Genomic DNA, 14,071 nt, shown 5'->3' on the forward strand with positions numbered 1-14,071 from the left:
CGCTTGAGTACCCTTCTTGAACCCGGGCAGATCGAAGCGGCGGCCAGCACGCCGCCGTTTCTCTACCTGCCGCCGAGGAACCTGTTCGCCCTGCGTGCGCAGCGCCTGGAGCAATTGGCCGGGTGCAGTCCGCTGGCGGACTACCTGCGCCTGATCGCCGGCTTGTGCCAGGTACAACAGAGCCTGCTCGACCAGCCGCCTGCCGCAGCCCCCAGCGACACCGAGCGCCAGCGTCTGTGTGTCGAGCACGGCTTGCCACCGCTGGCGGCCGACAGCCTGGTGCGCGAGGGGCATTGGCTGGTTTATCTGCAGGCGATGTTGCAGCGCTATCCGGCTTCGACGGGTGCCGTGGCCGATGCCGTGTCGGTACTGCAGCGCGCTGATGATGAACAGCGCAAACTGTGGGCCATCGCCTTGCTCACAGGTTCGTACAGCCTGGTGCCGGCGGCGCTGGTGCCGTTCCTGGGCGCGGCATTGCAGGCGGCCTGGAGTCATTGGTTGCTGAGCCTGCAGGGTGTCGAGCTGAAAGCGGCAAACAGCCTGTGCCAATGCCCGGCCTGTGGCTCGCCGGCCATGGCCGGGGTCATCCGCCATCGCGGCAAGTACAACGGCTTGCGTTACCTGGTGTGCTCGCTGTGCGCCTGCGAATGGCATGTGGTGCGGGTCAAGTGCGTGTATTGCGAGCAGAGCAAGGGCCTCAAGTACTTCAGCTTCGAGGATGACCGCTACGCCAGCGCCAAGGCGCCGTTGCAGGCCGAATGCTGCCCGGGCTGCAACACCTACCTCAAGCATATCTACCTGGAAAACGACGCCGATGCCGAAGCGTTGTCGGCAGACCTCGCCAGCCTGGCGCTGGACCTGCGCCTGGATCAGGAAGGCTTCCAGCGCCTGGCGCCGAACCTTTTGCTGGCACCGGGAGGGGAGTGAGATCGGGTCTACACTGAGGTTTTGCCCATGGCCAGCGCCCACTGAAGTTGAGAACCGTCTGAATGCCGTCCAACCTCGCCAAGCTCCCGATCCGCCTGCCCTCCATCGACACTCTGTTGCGTCACCCCGCCAGCCAGCCGCTGACCGGGCGCTATGGCCGCGACGCGCTGTTGGCGACCTTGCGTCAGTTGCTCGACGACCTGCGCGAGGACGCCCGGCTCGGCCAGCTGGATGCTGCCGAACTGGCCGCGCCGGTGCTGCTTGGCCGCGCTGGCGAGCGCCTGGTTGTTCGGCACCGCAGTCAGGTGCGGCGGGTTTTCAACCTCACCGGCACGGTGCTGCACACCAATCTGGGCCGGGCCTTGCTGCCCGAGGAGGCCATCGACGCCGTACAACGGGCAGCCCGCTACCCGCTCAACCTCGAGTTCGACCTGGCCAGCGGCAAGCGCGGCGACCGCGACGACCTGATCGAAGGCTTGATCCGCGAACTCACCGGCGCCGAAGCCGTCACCGTGGTCAACAACAACGCCGCGGCCGTGCTGCTGGCGCTCAACAGCCTGGGTGCGCGCAAGGAGGGCATCATCTCGCGCGGTGAGTTGATCGAGATTGGTGGCGCTTTTCGCATTCCCGACATCATGGCCCGCGCCGGGGTCAAGCTGCATGAGGTGGGCACCACCAATCGCACCCATGCCCGCGATTACGAGGCGGCCATCGGCCCGCGCAGCGGCCTGTTGATGCGCGTGCATTGCAGCAATTACAGCATTCAGGGCTTCACCACCCAGGTGCCGACCGCAGAACTGGCGCGCTTGGCTCATCACCATGATTTGCCCTTGCTCGAAGACCTCGGCAGCGGCAGCCTGCTCGACTTGAGCCGCTGGGGCCTGCCGGCCGAGCCCACTGTGCGCCAGGCCCTGGCCGATGGCGCCGATCTCGTCACCTTCAGCGGCGACAAGCTGTTGGGCGGGCCCCAGGCTGGCATCATTGTCGGGCGCAAGGACTTGATCACGCGGATCAAGAAGAACCCGCTCAAGCGCGCCCTGCGGGTCGACAAACTGACCCTCGCGGCGCTTGAAGCGGTGCTGGGTTTGTACCGCAACCCCGATCAACTGGTCGAGCGCCTGCCCAGCCTGCGCCTGCTGACCCGGCCGCAGGCCGAGATTCTCCAGCAGGCCGAGCGCTTGCAGCCAGCGTTGGCGCAACAGCTGGGCGAACAGTGGACGGTCAGCGCAGAGCCCGCACTGGGCATGATCGGCAGTGGCAGCCAGCCGGTGGCGCGCTTGCCCAGTGCGGCCTTGTGCGTGCGCCCACAGGTGTCCAAGCGCCTGCGCGGGCGTTCTTTGCACGGGTTGGAAGCCGCACTGCGGGCCTTGCCGATTCCAGTGCTGGGGCGCATTGATGACGATGCCCTGTGGCTGGACCTGCGCCAGCTCGATGATGAAGCCGCGTGGCTGGCGCAACTGGCGCAGGTGCAGGCGTGATTGTCGGTACCGCCGGACATATCGACCACGGTAAGACCGCTTTGCTTGAGGCCCTGACCGGCCAGGCGGGCGACCAGCGCCGGGAAGAGCGCGAGCGCGGCATGACCATCGACCTCGGCTATCGCTATTACGCGCTAAGCCCTGGCGCAGCGCTTACCGGCTTTATCGACGTGCCCGGCCACGAGCGTTTTATCCACAACATGCTCGCTGGCGCCCAGGGTATCGACCTGGTGTTGCTGGTCGTGGCCGCCGATGACGGGGTAATGCCGCAGACCCGCGAGCACCTGGCGATTGTCGAATTGCTGGGCATTCCCCAGGCGTTGGTGGTGATCAGCAAGTGCGATCGGGTCGAGCCGCAACGGGTGCTGGAGGTTCAAGCCCAGGTCAGCGTGCTGCTGGCCGCCGGGCCCTATGCGGAGGCGTTGCAGTTCGTGGTTTCCAGCGTTACCGGTGAAGGGATCGAGACGCTGCGCCTGGCCTTGTTGGCGGCCCAGGCTGAGGTTAGCCAGCGCAGCAGCCAGGGCGGCTTTCGCCTGGCCATCGATCGTGCGTTCGCGGTTGCCGGTGCCGGTATCGTGGTCACCGGCACGGCGCTGGACGGGCGCGTGCAACTGGGCGACACCTTGCTGCTCGGCAAAGCCGGCAAACCGGTGCGGGTGCGTGGCCTGCATGCGCAAAACCAGGCCGCTGCGCAGGCTTGCGCCGGGCAGCGGGTGGCCTTGAACATCAGCGCCGAGCGCCTGGCCCTTGAGCAGATTCACCGCGGCGAGTGGCTGCTCGCCGAGTGGCTGCATGCACCGACCCAGCGCGTGGATATCGAACTGCAGCTACTGGCCAGCGAATTGCGCGCCTTCGAGCATTTCAGCCCGGTGCATGTGCACCTGGGTACTCAGGATGTCACCGCCCGGGTGGCTTTGTTGCAGGGGGAGCACGTGCTACCGGGCAAGCGCATGTTCGCCCAACTGCTCACCAATGCACCGGTGCAGACGGTGCATGGCGATCGCCTGGTACTGCGTGACCAGCGTGCGCAACGCACCCTCGGCGGTGGCCGTGTGCTTGATCCATTCGCTCCTGCACGCCAGCGCCGCAGCGAGGCGCGCATTGCCCAATTGCAGGCCTTGGCTGGCGCCAGCAGCCTGGAGCAGGCCTTGCCGGCCCTGCTTGCCAGTGACGATGTCGGGCTCGATCCGCAGCGCCTGGAGCGCCAGTTCAACCGCTTGCGCAGCAGCTGGCTGCTACCCGCCAATGTCCAGGTAATCGCCACCCGCCAAGGCCCGCTGCTGTTTACCGATGAGCATTGGCAAACACTGCAGACTGCAGTGCTGGAAGGGCTGGCGCGGTTCCATGAACAAGAGCCGGACCAGCTCGGCCCGGATCGCGATCGCCTGCGCCGCTTTGTTGCCCTGCCCCTGGAGCGCCCGGCCTTCATCAGCCTGGTAGATGAGCTGCTCGCCAGCGCCATGTTAGTCAGCAGTGGGCCCTGGCTGCACCTGCCCGGGCACCAGATACGCCTGAGTGATGCCGACTCGCAACTGTGGAGTCAGCTGCAGCCGTTGCTCGAAGAAGGCACTTTCGATCCGCCCTGGGTGCGTGATCTGGCCCGATCAGTTAACGTCGATGAGGCCGAGGTGCGGCTGTTGCTGCGCAAGCTTGGGCGTTTGGGCCAGGTGCACCAGGTGGTGCGCGATCTGTTCTATCCTGAGGCCACGATCCGGCAAATGGCGGCTATGCTCTTGCAGCTGGCCAGCGACGATCCGGTGGTGCAGGTGGCGGCGTTTCGCGATGTGCTGGGGATCGGCCGCAAACGCAGCGTGCAGATCCTCGAGTATTTCGACCGCATCGGCCTGACCCGGCGTGTCGGTGATCGACGCCAGATTCGCGCCGACAATGCCCTGGCCCAGACGCCGGGGCAGTAACCCGTTCATGGAAGGCAACCGCGCCCGGTGGCGCGGCCGGGCTTCAAACCCGGTTGGGGACGGCAGCCGTTCCTGGGCAGGTTCGACTCCCGCTGCCTTCCGCCACTTTTTCTACTGTACGCGCTCGCCGCACAGGTCCAGGGCGAACCAGTGCTCCGCCGCTTGTACATCGAGCCCGGCACCGAGCAAGGCGAACATCTTGCCCAGCGCCGCTTCGCGGGTCATGCCACCGGCGCTGACCAGGCCGGTGTCGCGCAAGCGGCTGCCGGCCGCGTAGGTATCGAAGTGCACCGCGCCTTCCGGGCACTGGCTGATGGCCGCAATCAACACACCACCCTGGCGGGCGTCGTGCAGTGCATCGAGCAGGTCCTGATCGTCTGACGGCCCGGTGCCGCTGCCATAACATTCCAGCAGTAACCCTTGCACGCCGCTGGCCAACAGGCCGCGCAGATGACCGACCTGCAGCCCGGGGAACACCGGCAGCACCATCAGGTTTACCGGCTGGCGTGGCTGGCGATAATCCAGGCAGGTCGGGACTGCCTCCACCCGTTGACCATCGCGTTCACGCGGCAGCGCGGCGAAGGCATCGAATGCCTCGCTGCGCAGCTTCGAAGCACGCGCGCCGTGCAGCAGCTGGCCGTTGAAATACAACTGCACGCCATCGTCAATACCTGCCGCCATCACCCGCAGGGCGCCACAGAGGTTGTCCCAGGCGTCGCTGTCGGGGGCGCCGGCGGGCAACATCGAGCCAGTCAGCAGCACCGGTACTGGCAAGCCGAGCAGCAAAAACGACAGCGCCGCTGCGGTGTAGGCCAGGGTGTCGGTGCCGTGCAGCAGCAGGATACCGTCGTGGCCATCACGCTCTACTGCCTCGACAATCGCCTCGCGCATCGCCAGCCAGTTGCCTTGCTGCATGTTGGCGCTGTCGATCAATGGCCGCAGTTCGCGCAGACGCCAATTCAACACCGGCGCGTCGGCCAGTTGCTCCAGGTGTTCACGCATGCGCGCTTCGAAGCCGCCCGCAGGCGCCAGGCCCTGCGGGGTTTGCAGCATGCCGATGGTGCCGCCGGTGTACAGCACCAGAAGATTGTTGACGGCGCGCATGTCAGTTCTGCGTCTGTGCGCTGGCGACGTTGACTGCAGTCCGGGCCTCGACTTGCGGATTTACTGGCCAGGCAGCCGGGTCCAGATCCAGGTCGGAGAACTTCGACGCATCGAACACCGGCTGGGCGATACCGGCACGGCGCTGTTCATCGTAGTCGCGCATTACTCGCAGGCCGACCTTGAACAGCAGCGCCAGGGCCACCAGGTTGACGAACGCCAGGCAGGTCATGGTGATGTCGGCAAAGGCGAACACGGTCGACAGGTTCTGCACCGAGCCCCAGAGGATCAGCAGCAGTACCAGGCCGCGGTAGCCCAGCAGCACCAGGCGGTTGCGGGTGAAGAACTGCAGGCTGGTTTCGCCCAGGTAGTAGTTGTAGAGGATGCAGGTGAAGACGAACAGCGACAGCGCCACGCTGACGAAGATCCGCCCCCAGTCACCGACGACCGCGGCCAGGGAGTTCTGGGTCAGGGCGATGCCGTCACCTTCGAAGCCCGGGGTGTAGAAGCCCGAGAGCAGGATCAGCAGCGCGGTGCAGGTGCAGATCACAAAGGTGTCGAGGAATACGCTGAACGCCTGGACCACACCCTGGGCGGCCGGGTGTTTCACGGCGGCCACGGCGGCGACGTTCGGCGCGCTGCCAAGGCCGGCTTCGTTGGCGAACACGCCACGTTTCACGCCCATGACAATGGCGCTGCCGAGCAGGCCGGCAAAGGCCGGATCAAGGCCGAAAGCGCTCTTGATGATGGTTTCGAGCATGGCCGGCACGTGTTCGATCTGGGTGAAAATCACGTACAGGGTCACGCCGATGTAGGCCAGGGTCTTGACCGGTACCAGCAGGTCCGAAACCGAGGCGATACGCTTGATACCGCCGATGAACACCAGGCCGAGCAGGGCGGCCAGGGCGATACCGGTGTACTTCGGCTCGAAGCCGAAGGCGTTCTGCAGCGAGTGGGTCACGGTGTAGGACTGCAAGCCGTTGAAGGTGAAGCCGTAGGTCACCAGCAGCAGGATCGCGAACACCATCGCCATCCAGCGCAGCTTCAGGCCGTGCTGGATGTAGTAGGCCGGGCCGCCACGGTACAGGCCGTCGCCGTCGCTACGCTTGTAGACTTGGGCCAGGGTGCACTCGAAAAAGCTGCTGGACATGCCCACCAGCGCGGTCACCCACATCCAGAACACCGCGCCCGGGCCGCCGAGGGTCACGGCGATACCGACACCGGCGATGTTACCGGCACCGACGCGGCCGGCCAGGCTCAGCATCAGCGCCTGGAACGAGCTCAGTTGCCCTGCCTGGCCGCGCAGGGATTCCTTGAAGACGCTGAACATGTGGCCGAAATGGCGGAACTGGACGAAACGGGAGCGCAGGGTGAAATAGCTGCCGAGTCCGACGATAAGCACGATGAGAAGTTTCCCCGAGAGGAAATCGTTGAGCGCTTCGAGCATGATATGACCTCGATTCTTATTCTTCGCATGAAAGACGACAGGCCGGCGTCGATGCGCCGTGTCCGTGGGGCGCATGGTTGGTCATGACAAGACTGGTTACAATTTCGCGGGTTGCTCTGAGTTGATGCGACTTGATGCTAAACTGGCGTCTGTCGCATCACCTGGAACGGCTCACATGAGCGAACATCTCGGCACTAATCTCAAGCTTGCCTGCAGCCACTACCGCTCTATCTCGGAAGTTTGCCGGCAGCTGTCGATCAACCGCGCACAGTTCAACAAGTACCTGAGCGGGCAAAGCCAGCCGACGGCGTACAACCTCAAGCGCATCGGCGATTTCTTCGGTGTCGAGGATTACGAACTGGGTTTGCCGCCAGAGCAGTTCGCCCGCCTGATCGGGGCGCGCAGCGCCGCCAACCAGGCGGTCAGCCATAATGATCCACTAGCCGAGCTGCTGCGGCCGTTGCGCGAGCATGCCGGCAACCTGTCGCGCTATTGCGGTTACTACTTCGAATACTCCAACTGCATGTCGGTACCCGGCTCCATCCTGCTGTCGCTGGTACACCTGCGCGAAGAGCGCGGTAGCTTTCTGTTCGAGCGCCAGGAGCGTCAGGAACGTTCCAGCAGCACCGACGTCCAGGCCGAAGACTGGGTGCGCTGCCGATACCTGGGTGCGGCGTTCCAGTTGCAGGACCGTTTGTTCCTGCTCGATTACGAATCGCTGACCGTCAACGAGATGAGTCAGACCATTCTCATTCCCAGCTTCAAGAGCCGCATCACCCGCCTCAATGGCCTCAAGACCGGGGTTTCCAGCGGTGACCGACGCACCCCGGCCTGCACCCGCGTGGTGTGGGAATACCTGGGCAGCGAGATCAACCGCATCAGCGCCTACCGCCAGGTCAAGCTGTACCGCCCGGACGATCCGCGGATCGACGACGACGTGCGCGAACGCCTGAGCGCCGGGCCGATCCGTAACGGCCTGTTCGAGATCGAATGACTGAGCTCAGCCGAGAATGAATTCGGCCACCACCTGCGTCACCTGATCGGCCACTGCCGGCTTGTCGCGCAGGTGCGCGGCGATGCCATGATCGCAATCGGTCAGCAGCAGGCATTCCAGGTGCGGTGCCGGCACGGCGCGCAGCAGGGCCTGGGTGACTTCTTCAGGGATCGGGCTGTAGCGCTGGGCGCCGGCCAGCCACAAGGTGCCCGCCGAGGTGCCTTCGGCTTGCCCGTAGGCTTTGGAGTTGAGCCCGTCGAATTCGCCGATCACCAGCAGCACCCGGCCCTGAAACGTGCGCAGAAACTCGTAGCTGTCGCAGTCGAGAAAGCCGTAGGGCTGGCGGATCGCTGCGGTAAAGGCCGGGCCGAACGGCGCCTGATGGGCGGCATCCGGGTAAACCGCCGGGCAGATCAACACCAGCTTGTCGATGGCGGGCGTCTGCGCCGCCAGTTTCAGCGCGATGGCGCCGCCCAGGCTGTGACCGAGCAGGGTCTGGCAGCGCTCGGCAATATGCCGGTGAAAGCGCTGCGCTTCTTCCAGGTTGGTGGTCAGCGACGGCTGCGGCGCGCCGGGCTCGGCCGCCAGGCTGTGGCCGGAGAGGTTGCCGGTCAGCGAGCCGATACCTTGCTGCTGCAGGCGATACAGCAGCGGGTTGAGGCGGGTAAAGTCAGAGCGCGCGCCACCGATCACGAACAGCGGGGCGGCACGCTCCTGATCAGGTATCAGCAGCCGCGCCTGTTGCTGGAAACCGTCGAAGGTTTCGCTGATGAAGCGCTCGGTAGCGGGCGCCGGTTCATCGTATTGCCAGGTGGAGCGTTGGGTCGAGATTGCTTCCAGGTGCATGGACACCGCCTATAGGAACTGATGTTGCAGCCATTGGCCAAGTGGATTGCCAGTGCTGAGCAGCAGCTTGAGGGCCATGATGCAGCACACGCAGACCAGCAGCGGCTTGATCAGTTTAGGACCGAAATGCACCGCGCAGCGAGCCCCCAGTTGTGCGCCGACGAAGGCTGCACAGGCCATTGCCAGGGCCAGCGGCCAGACGATCGCGCCGCTCAGGGAAAACACAGACAGCGCGCCGAGGTTGCAGGCGGCGTTGAGCAGCTTGCTGTTGCACACCGCGCGCAGCATCGGCTGGCCGAGCAGGACCACGCAGGCAACCATGTAGAACGAGCCGACGCCGGGGCCGAACACGCCGTCGTAGAAGCCGATCACCGGCGCTACTGCCAGGCAGAACAGGCTGATCGAGATTCTCGCCTTGCGCTGCTGCTCGTCTGGCTTGGGGCTGAAGGCAAAGTAGGCGGCCACCAGGATCAGCAGCACCGGCACGCAGGCCTGGAGGAAACTCTTGGGTACCAGGCTGACCGATAGCGCCCCTAGCGCACCGCCAGCAAAGGCCATGGCGGCCATGGGCAGGCCGTGCTTCCAGTCGATCATGCCCTTGCGGGCAAAGGCGAATGTTGCCGAGACCGTTGCCGAGGCGGCCTGGAACTTGTTGGTGGCGATCGCTGCCAGCGGATCGATGCCGGCAACGAACAGCACCGGCAGAGTGATCAGGCCGCCCCCGCCGGCGATGGCGTCGAAAAAACCGGCCATCAGCGCTACCGACGCCAGGGTCAGCAGCAGGGTGATATCAATTTCCATCATCTGGGTGTTTCCCTTGTTCAGCCACGTACCAGCAGCGGGTCATCGTTGAGGACTATTGGATTTGCAAAGCGCGAGTAGCCGAACAGGCGCACCAATAGGCGCCGGTTGTCCTGGAGAATGTCGCGCCCATGCAGGGCTCGGCAGTTGTTGATCAGCAATGCACTATCGGGCTGAAGCACGAACGGCAAGGGTTGGGCAGCCTGGACCTGCGCCTGGAAAGCGTCGAAGGCGCGGGTAGCAGCGTCGCTGGCGTGATCGTTCAGCGAGAAACGGTACGAGTTGTAGCGCAGGCTGAAACCGCCGTCGGGGTCGAACTGCAGCATCGACGTGGCCTGGTCGGGTTCGCCTTGACCTGCGACGAAGCAGTCGCTGCGAGTGAAGTTGAAGGAAGCAGAGGTCAGCGCCAGTGCATGCAAGCTGCCCAGTTGTTCGATAATGGTGCGCAACGGGATGATCCGGGTCGGTTCCCCCGCCGGGTTCCAGCGCGCGGAAAGGATCAGCGCCGACGGCGCAGGTGAGCGGCCTTCACAGGCGCTCACCGAACAGTTGTAGGGCGCTTCGGTATGCGGGCCCAGGCACAGCCCGGCGTGAGAGCTGAGTTCGGCCTGGATGCTGTGGTCCTCGCCAGGGCGGGGCAGGCTGCCGCCGCCTTTGAAGTTGCCGACCAGCCGCACGATCTGGCCCTGGTTGTCGATATCGAAGGCAAAGGCCCGGTAGTTCACCAGCTCCAGCAGCAACTGGTTGCGCGAAGCGAGGTACAGGCAGCGTTCGCTCTGGGCCAGGGTGGCCAGGTCAGGCAGATGCACGGGCAGCGGATCGCTCCCGGGGCAGGTCATTTGCGAACACATCAGGGCCGACAGTTGGCCATCGGCAAAGCGTTGCAGCACGGCCTTCTGGCGGGTGTCGAGGGTAGGGTGCAGGCGCTGTGCCCACTGGCGGGCCTGGCTGGCGACTCCGCGGGCCTGAGGGCCGCCGAGTTCGGCGAGGTGCTGGCTGGCCGCTGCCAGCGTACGGGCCTGGTCCTGGTCGAAACTCAGGTACTCGACCTCCGAATCCTGCATGGGAACATTCCTTTGTTATTGGTTTTATCTGGCTATCCGTGCCGACCGGGTATCAGAACGTGCGTCTGCGTCCCGGCGAACGAATAAGCTAACTATTCTCCTGATTGATCCATTCAGGCGAGTCAGCTCATTCCGGGCGCAGTATAGGCAGATTCCGGATTTGTGTAGGCATGGAAAAAACCTCGCCCTCGACACCGCGCCGGGCGGGCTGGGCGCCCCTGTGTTGGACTTCCCCTGCCGGAAACCGCAAAATGAAGGCTTTCTTCCAATAATCTGATCGGACCTGCTGACTCTATGCGAATGCGCCTGATGCTGTTGGGTGGTGGAAGTGCCCTCGGGCAAGCGCTGATTCGACTCGGGGCCGAGGAAGATATCGGCTTTCTGGCACCGCGTCCGCCAGACAGCGGCTGGGACCCGGCGAGCCTGACCCAGTTGCTCGACGACACCCGCCCTGATGCGCTGATCAACCTGGCTTACTACTTCGACTGGTTCCAGGCCGAAGCGGTCAGCGAGCAGCGTCTGGCCCAGCAGGAACGCGCCGTCGAGCGCCTGGCCGAGCTGTGCCAGCACCACAACATCATCCTCGTCCAGCCGTCCAGCTACCGGGTCTTCGATGGCTCGCGGGCCACCGCCTACAGCGAAAAGGACGAACCCGTGCCTTTGGGTTTGCGTGGCCAGGCCCTGTGGCGCATTGAACAAAGCGTGCGCGCCACGTGCCCGCAGCATGTATTGCTGCGCTTTGGCTGGGTGCTCGACGAGAGTATCGATGGCGTCCTCGGTCGCTTCCTGACCCGCGCCGAGCAACCACAGGAACTGCTGCTGGCCGATGACCGACGCGGCAACCCGACCCCGGTGGATGACGCTGCGCGAGTGATCCTCTCGGTGCTCAAGCAGCTCGATTGCGCCGCGCCCCTGTGGGGCACCTACCACTACGCCGGCAATGAGGCGACCACGCCGCTGGCGCTGGGGCAGGCTATCCTCACGGAAGCTGCCCAGTTGCATAAGCTGGCGGTACAGGCCCCGACCGCGCAGGCGCATGCCGCGCGCCCGGATGCCAGCGAAGAACCGCAGCATGCGGTACTGGCCTGCAAGAAAATCCTCCACACCTTCGGTATCAAGCCCCGCGCCTGGCGCGCCGGTTTGCCGCCCCTACTGGATCGCTTCTATCGTCATGGCTGATGCCCCTATTCTGATCACCGGTGGCGCCGGCTTCATCGGTTCCCACCTCAGCGATGCGTTGCTGGAAAAAGGCTACAGCGTGCGAATCCTCGACGACCTGTCGACCGGCAAGCGCAGCAACCTGCAGATCGACAACCCCCGGCTGCAGCTGGTCGAAGGTGATGTCGCCGACGCCGAACTGGTCCAGCGTGCCGCAGCCGGTTGCCAGGCGGTGGTGCACCTGGCCGCTGTCGCCTCGGTGCAGGCTTCGGTGGATGACCCGGTGAAAACCCACCAGAGCAACTTTATCGGCACCCTCAATGTCTGCGAGGCCATGCGCCTGAACGGCATCAAGCGCGTGCTGTTTGCTTCCAGCGCGGCGGTGTATGGCAACAATGGCGAGGGCCAGTCGATCGAAGAAGACACGCCCAAGGCGCCGCTGACGCCTTACGCTGTGGATAAACTGGCCAGCGAGCAATACCTGGACTTCTATCGCCGCCAGCATGGCCTGGAGCCGGTGGTATTCCGCTTCTTCAACATCTTCGGCCCGCGCCAGGATCCTTCCTCGCCGTACTCCGGGGTTATCAGCATCTTCTGCGAGCGCGCCTTGAACGGCACGCCGATCACCTTGTTTGGCGATGGTGAGCAGACCCGCGACTTTCTCTATGTGGGCGACCTGGTCACGGTAATGGTCCAGGCGCTGGAGCTGGCTGAGGTCGAGGAGGGCGCGGTGAACATCGGCCTGAACCAGGCCACTTCGCTGAACCAGTTGCTGGCTGCGTTGAAGTCGGTGATCGGTGATCTGCCGGTGATCAGCCATGGGCCGGCGCGTCCGGGCGATATCCGCCATTCGCGGGCGAACAACCAGCGTTTGCTGAGCCGTTTTGACTTCCCTGAGCCAACCCCTCTGGCTGTTGGGCTGGCGCGCCTTCTAGGACGCTGAAAAGCATCGCGGGGCAAGCCCGCTCCTACATACCTCTGTAGGAGCGGGCTTGCCCCGCGATGTGCGTCTGAACGACGTTTAGAACTTGTAACCCACGCCAACCATGTAGACCCATGGATCGACATCGACGTCGACCTTGGTCTTGCCAACGCCCAGGGCGCTCGGGCCGTCGATGGTGGCCTTGGTGTCGATGTCGACGTACCAGACCGCGGCGTTGATCAGGAAGTTGTCGTTGATCATGTAGTCCATGCCCAACTGACCGGCCAGGCCGACCGAATCCTTCAACTTCATGTTGCTGAAGCCTTGAGCCTTGCGGTTGCTGCTCAGGTCTTCGTCAAAGAACATGGTGTAGTTCAGGCCGATACCGGCGTAAGGCTGGAACTTCGACGAAGCTTCCATTGGGTAGTACTGCAGCGACAGGGTCGGTGGCAGTTGCTTGATGTCGCCCAGCTTGCCATCCAGGCCAGCGCCCAGGCCCTTGACGCCCACGGTGTGCTGGAACGGGGTGGCGGCCAGCAGCTCGAGGCCGATGTGGTCGGTCAGCATGTAGGCGAACGCCAGGCCCAGTTGGGTGTCGCTGTCCAGGGTAGCCTTGGTGCCGGACATCTTGGTGCCGTCGAGCTTGATGTCGCCGCTGTTCTCGTTGGGAGCGGTAGTGATCGCACCGGCACGCAGGATGAAGTCGCCAGCCTGGTGGGCGTGGGCAACAGGGGCTGCAAGCGCCAGAGCAACGAGCGAGGCGCCAAGCAAGGACTTGTTCATGGAAGCTCCCAAAGGACGTTTAGAATTTAATGAGTCCAATGGTAAGGAGCTGACAGGCGACGACTTTTGACGCAGCTCAATGAAATCGTCAAAGGCTGACAAGCGGCCATTTATTCTAGCTCGTATGCGTAGATTTTCTCGGCTTCCATCTGATAACCGGCATCGGCCAGTTCGCTGCTGGTGGCTTTGACCTGCATCTGGCCTTCGATCCAGTACGGCTGGTAAAGGTCTTCGACCTTGATACCGATCTCGCTGAAGATGTGAACGATCTGGTTCGACGGCGGTGGCGGCACATGAATGCAGGCGCCGTAGTAAGGCACCAGCAAGAACTCGGTGGTGCGGCCTTCTTCGCTGACTTCCAGCGGCACGATATAGCCCGGCAGTTTGACCTGCTGGCCATCCAGTGCCTTGACTACCGGGGCATTGGGTGCGGTTTGCCGTGCCGCGGGCGCAGCTTCGGCGGCCAGGGCGTCGCTCAATTGGGAAAGGTCGTGCAGTGGCGCCAGTTGTGGCTGGATCACCGGCGCCCCGGGCGGAATCAGTTGCTGCCATTCCAGTGTGCGCGGTTCGGCGGCCCACAGGGGCGAGGCAATCAACAGCAACATCAGCAGCTGGGCGCGGTTCATCGAGTTAC

At 64.2% G+C, this 14,071-nt stretch carries 13 protein-coding genes and 1 tRNA gene; 7 read left to right on the forward strand and 7 right to left on the reverse strand.

Features of this window, described 5'->3' with window-relative positions; genetic code table 11:
- Nucleotides 1-3: 3 nt before the first annotated feature.
- The 4 genes from fdhE (at nucleotide 4) to ABIE20_RS15035 (ending at nucleotide 4,426) form a co-directional block, all read left to right on the forward strand.
- The gene (fdhE, locus tag ABIE20_RS15020; protein WP_429505700.1) at nucleotides 4-927 is read left to right on the forward strand and encodes a formate dehydrogenase accessory protein FdhE; all 924 of its coding nucleotides are present in this window, start codon (nucleotides 4-6) and stop codon (nucleotides 925-927) included.
- Nucleotides 928-989: 62 nt separating this feature from the next.
- Nucleotides 990-2,405, forward strand: coding sequence for an L-seryl-tRNA(Sec) selenium transferase (selA, locus tag ABIE20_RS15025; RefSeq protein ID WP_429505701.1), 1,416 nt, complete (start codon nucleotides 990-992; stop codon nucleotides 2,403-2,405).
- Nucleotides 2,402-4,321, forward strand: a complete 1,920-nt coding sequence (gene selB, locus ABIE20_RS15030) for a selenocysteine-specific translation elongation factor (protein WP_429505872.1) — start codon at nucleotides 2,402-2,404, stop codon at nucleotides 4,319-4,321. Before selA ends, selB begins: the two co-directional genes overlap by 4 nt.
- Before the next feature lie 9 nt (nucleotides 4,322-4,330).
- A tRNA-Sec gene (locus ABIE20_RS15035) sits at nucleotides 4,331-4,426 on the forward strand.
- A gap of 6 nt (nucleotides 4,427-4,432) precedes the next feature.
- Here ABIE20_RS15035 and ABIE20_RS15040 read toward each other — a convergent pair.
- Nucleotides 4,433-5,425 carry an asparaginase gene (locus tag ABIE20_RS15040; RefSeq protein ID WP_429505702.1) on the reverse strand — a complete coding sequence of 331 codons (993 nt, stop codon included), beginning with the start codon at nucleotides 5,423-5,425 and terminating at the stop codon, nucleotides 4,433-4,435.
- Nucleotide 5,426: 1 nt separating this feature from the next.
- On the reverse strand, nucleotides 5,427-6,869 hold the full coding sequence (locus tag ABIE20_RS15045) for an alanine/glycine:cation symporter family protein (protein ID WP_429505703.1): 1,443 nt from the start codon (nucleotides 6,867-6,869) through the stop codon (nucleotides 5,427-5,429).
- A gap of 175 nt (nucleotides 6,870-7,044) precedes the next feature.
- Here ABIE20_RS15045 and ABIE20_RS15050 point away from each other — a divergent pair, with 175 nt between their 5' ends.
- Nucleotides 7,045-7,863 carry a helix-turn-helix domain-containing protein gene (locus tag ABIE20_RS15050; protein WP_429505704.1) on the forward strand — a complete coding sequence of 273 codons (819 nt, stop codon included), beginning with the start codon at nucleotides 7,045-7,047 and terminating at the stop codon, nucleotides 7,861-7,863.
- Between the two features lie 6 nt (nucleotides 7,864-7,869).
- Here the strand turns inward: ABIE20_RS15050 and ABIE20_RS15055 are convergent, their stop codons facing one another.
- Genes ABIE20_RS15055 through ABIE20_RS15065 form a run of 3 tightly spaced genes read right to left on the reverse strand, consistent with a single transcriptional unit; the run spans nucleotide 7,870 to nucleotide 10,574 of the window.
- Complete coding sequence (locus ABIE20_RS15055; protein WP_429505705.1) at nucleotides 7,870-8,709, reverse strand: alpha/beta hydrolase; 840 nt, start codon at nucleotides 8,707-8,709, stop codon at nucleotides 7,870-7,872.
- Nucleotides 8,710-8,718: 9 nt separating this feature from the next.
- Nucleotides 8,719-9,513 (reverse strand): TSUP family transporter, encoded by a 795-nt coding sequence (locus ABIE20_RS15060; RefSeq protein ID WP_429505706.1) that lies wholly within the window; start codon nucleotides 9,511-9,513, stop codon nucleotides 8,719-8,721.
- 17 nt (nucleotides 9,514-9,530) lie between these two features.
- Nucleotides 9,531-10,574, reverse strand: a complete 1,044-nt coding sequence (locus tag ABIE20_RS15065; RefSeq protein ID WP_429505707.1) for a TauD/TfdA family dioxygenase — start codon at nucleotides 10,572-10,574, stop codon at nucleotides 9,531-9,533.
- Nucleotides 10,575-10,868: 294 nt separating this feature from the next.
- Between ABIE20_RS15065 and ABIE20_RS15070 the strand changes: the two genes are divergently transcribed.
- A complete protein-coding gene (locus ABIE20_RS15070; RefSeq protein ID WP_045199991.1) occupies nucleotides 10,869-11,753 on the forward strand; it encodes a sugar nucleotide-binding protein in 885 nt (294 codons plus the stop codon).
- A complete protein-coding gene (locus ABIE20_RS15075) occupies nucleotides 11,746-12,675 on the forward strand; it encodes an NAD-dependent epimerase/dehydratase family protein (RefSeq protein WP_429505708.1) in 930 nt (309 codons plus the stop codon). Before ABIE20_RS15070 ends, ABIE20_RS15075 begins: the two co-directional genes overlap by 8 nt.
- Nucleotides 12,676-12,753: 78 nt before the next feature.
- Here ABIE20_RS15075 and ABIE20_RS15080 read toward each other — a convergent pair whose 3' ends face one another.
- Both ABIE20_RS15080 and ABIE20_RS15085 read right to left on the reverse strand, forming a co-directional pair.
- Entirely contained in the window at nucleotides 12,754-13,437 is a 684-nt protein-coding gene (locus ABIE20_RS15080) for an OmpW/AlkL family protein (RefSeq protein ID WP_038998518.1), read from the reverse strand.
- A 110-nt stretch (nucleotides 13,438-13,547) separates the two neighbouring features.
- Nucleotides 13,548-14,063, reverse strand: a complete 516-nt coding sequence (locus ABIE20_RS15085; RefSeq protein WP_429505709.1) for a DUF3299 domain-containing protein — start codon at nucleotides 14,061-14,063, stop codon at nucleotides 13,548-13,550.
- Between the last annotated feature and the right edge of the window lie 8 nt (nucleotides 14,064-14,071).

Origin of the sequence: Pseudomonas sp. 2835 (assembly GCF_050435905.1) — a bacterium.
GTDB lineage: Bacteria > Pseudomonadota > Gammaproteobacteria > Pseudomonadales > Pseudomonadaceae > Aquipseudomonas.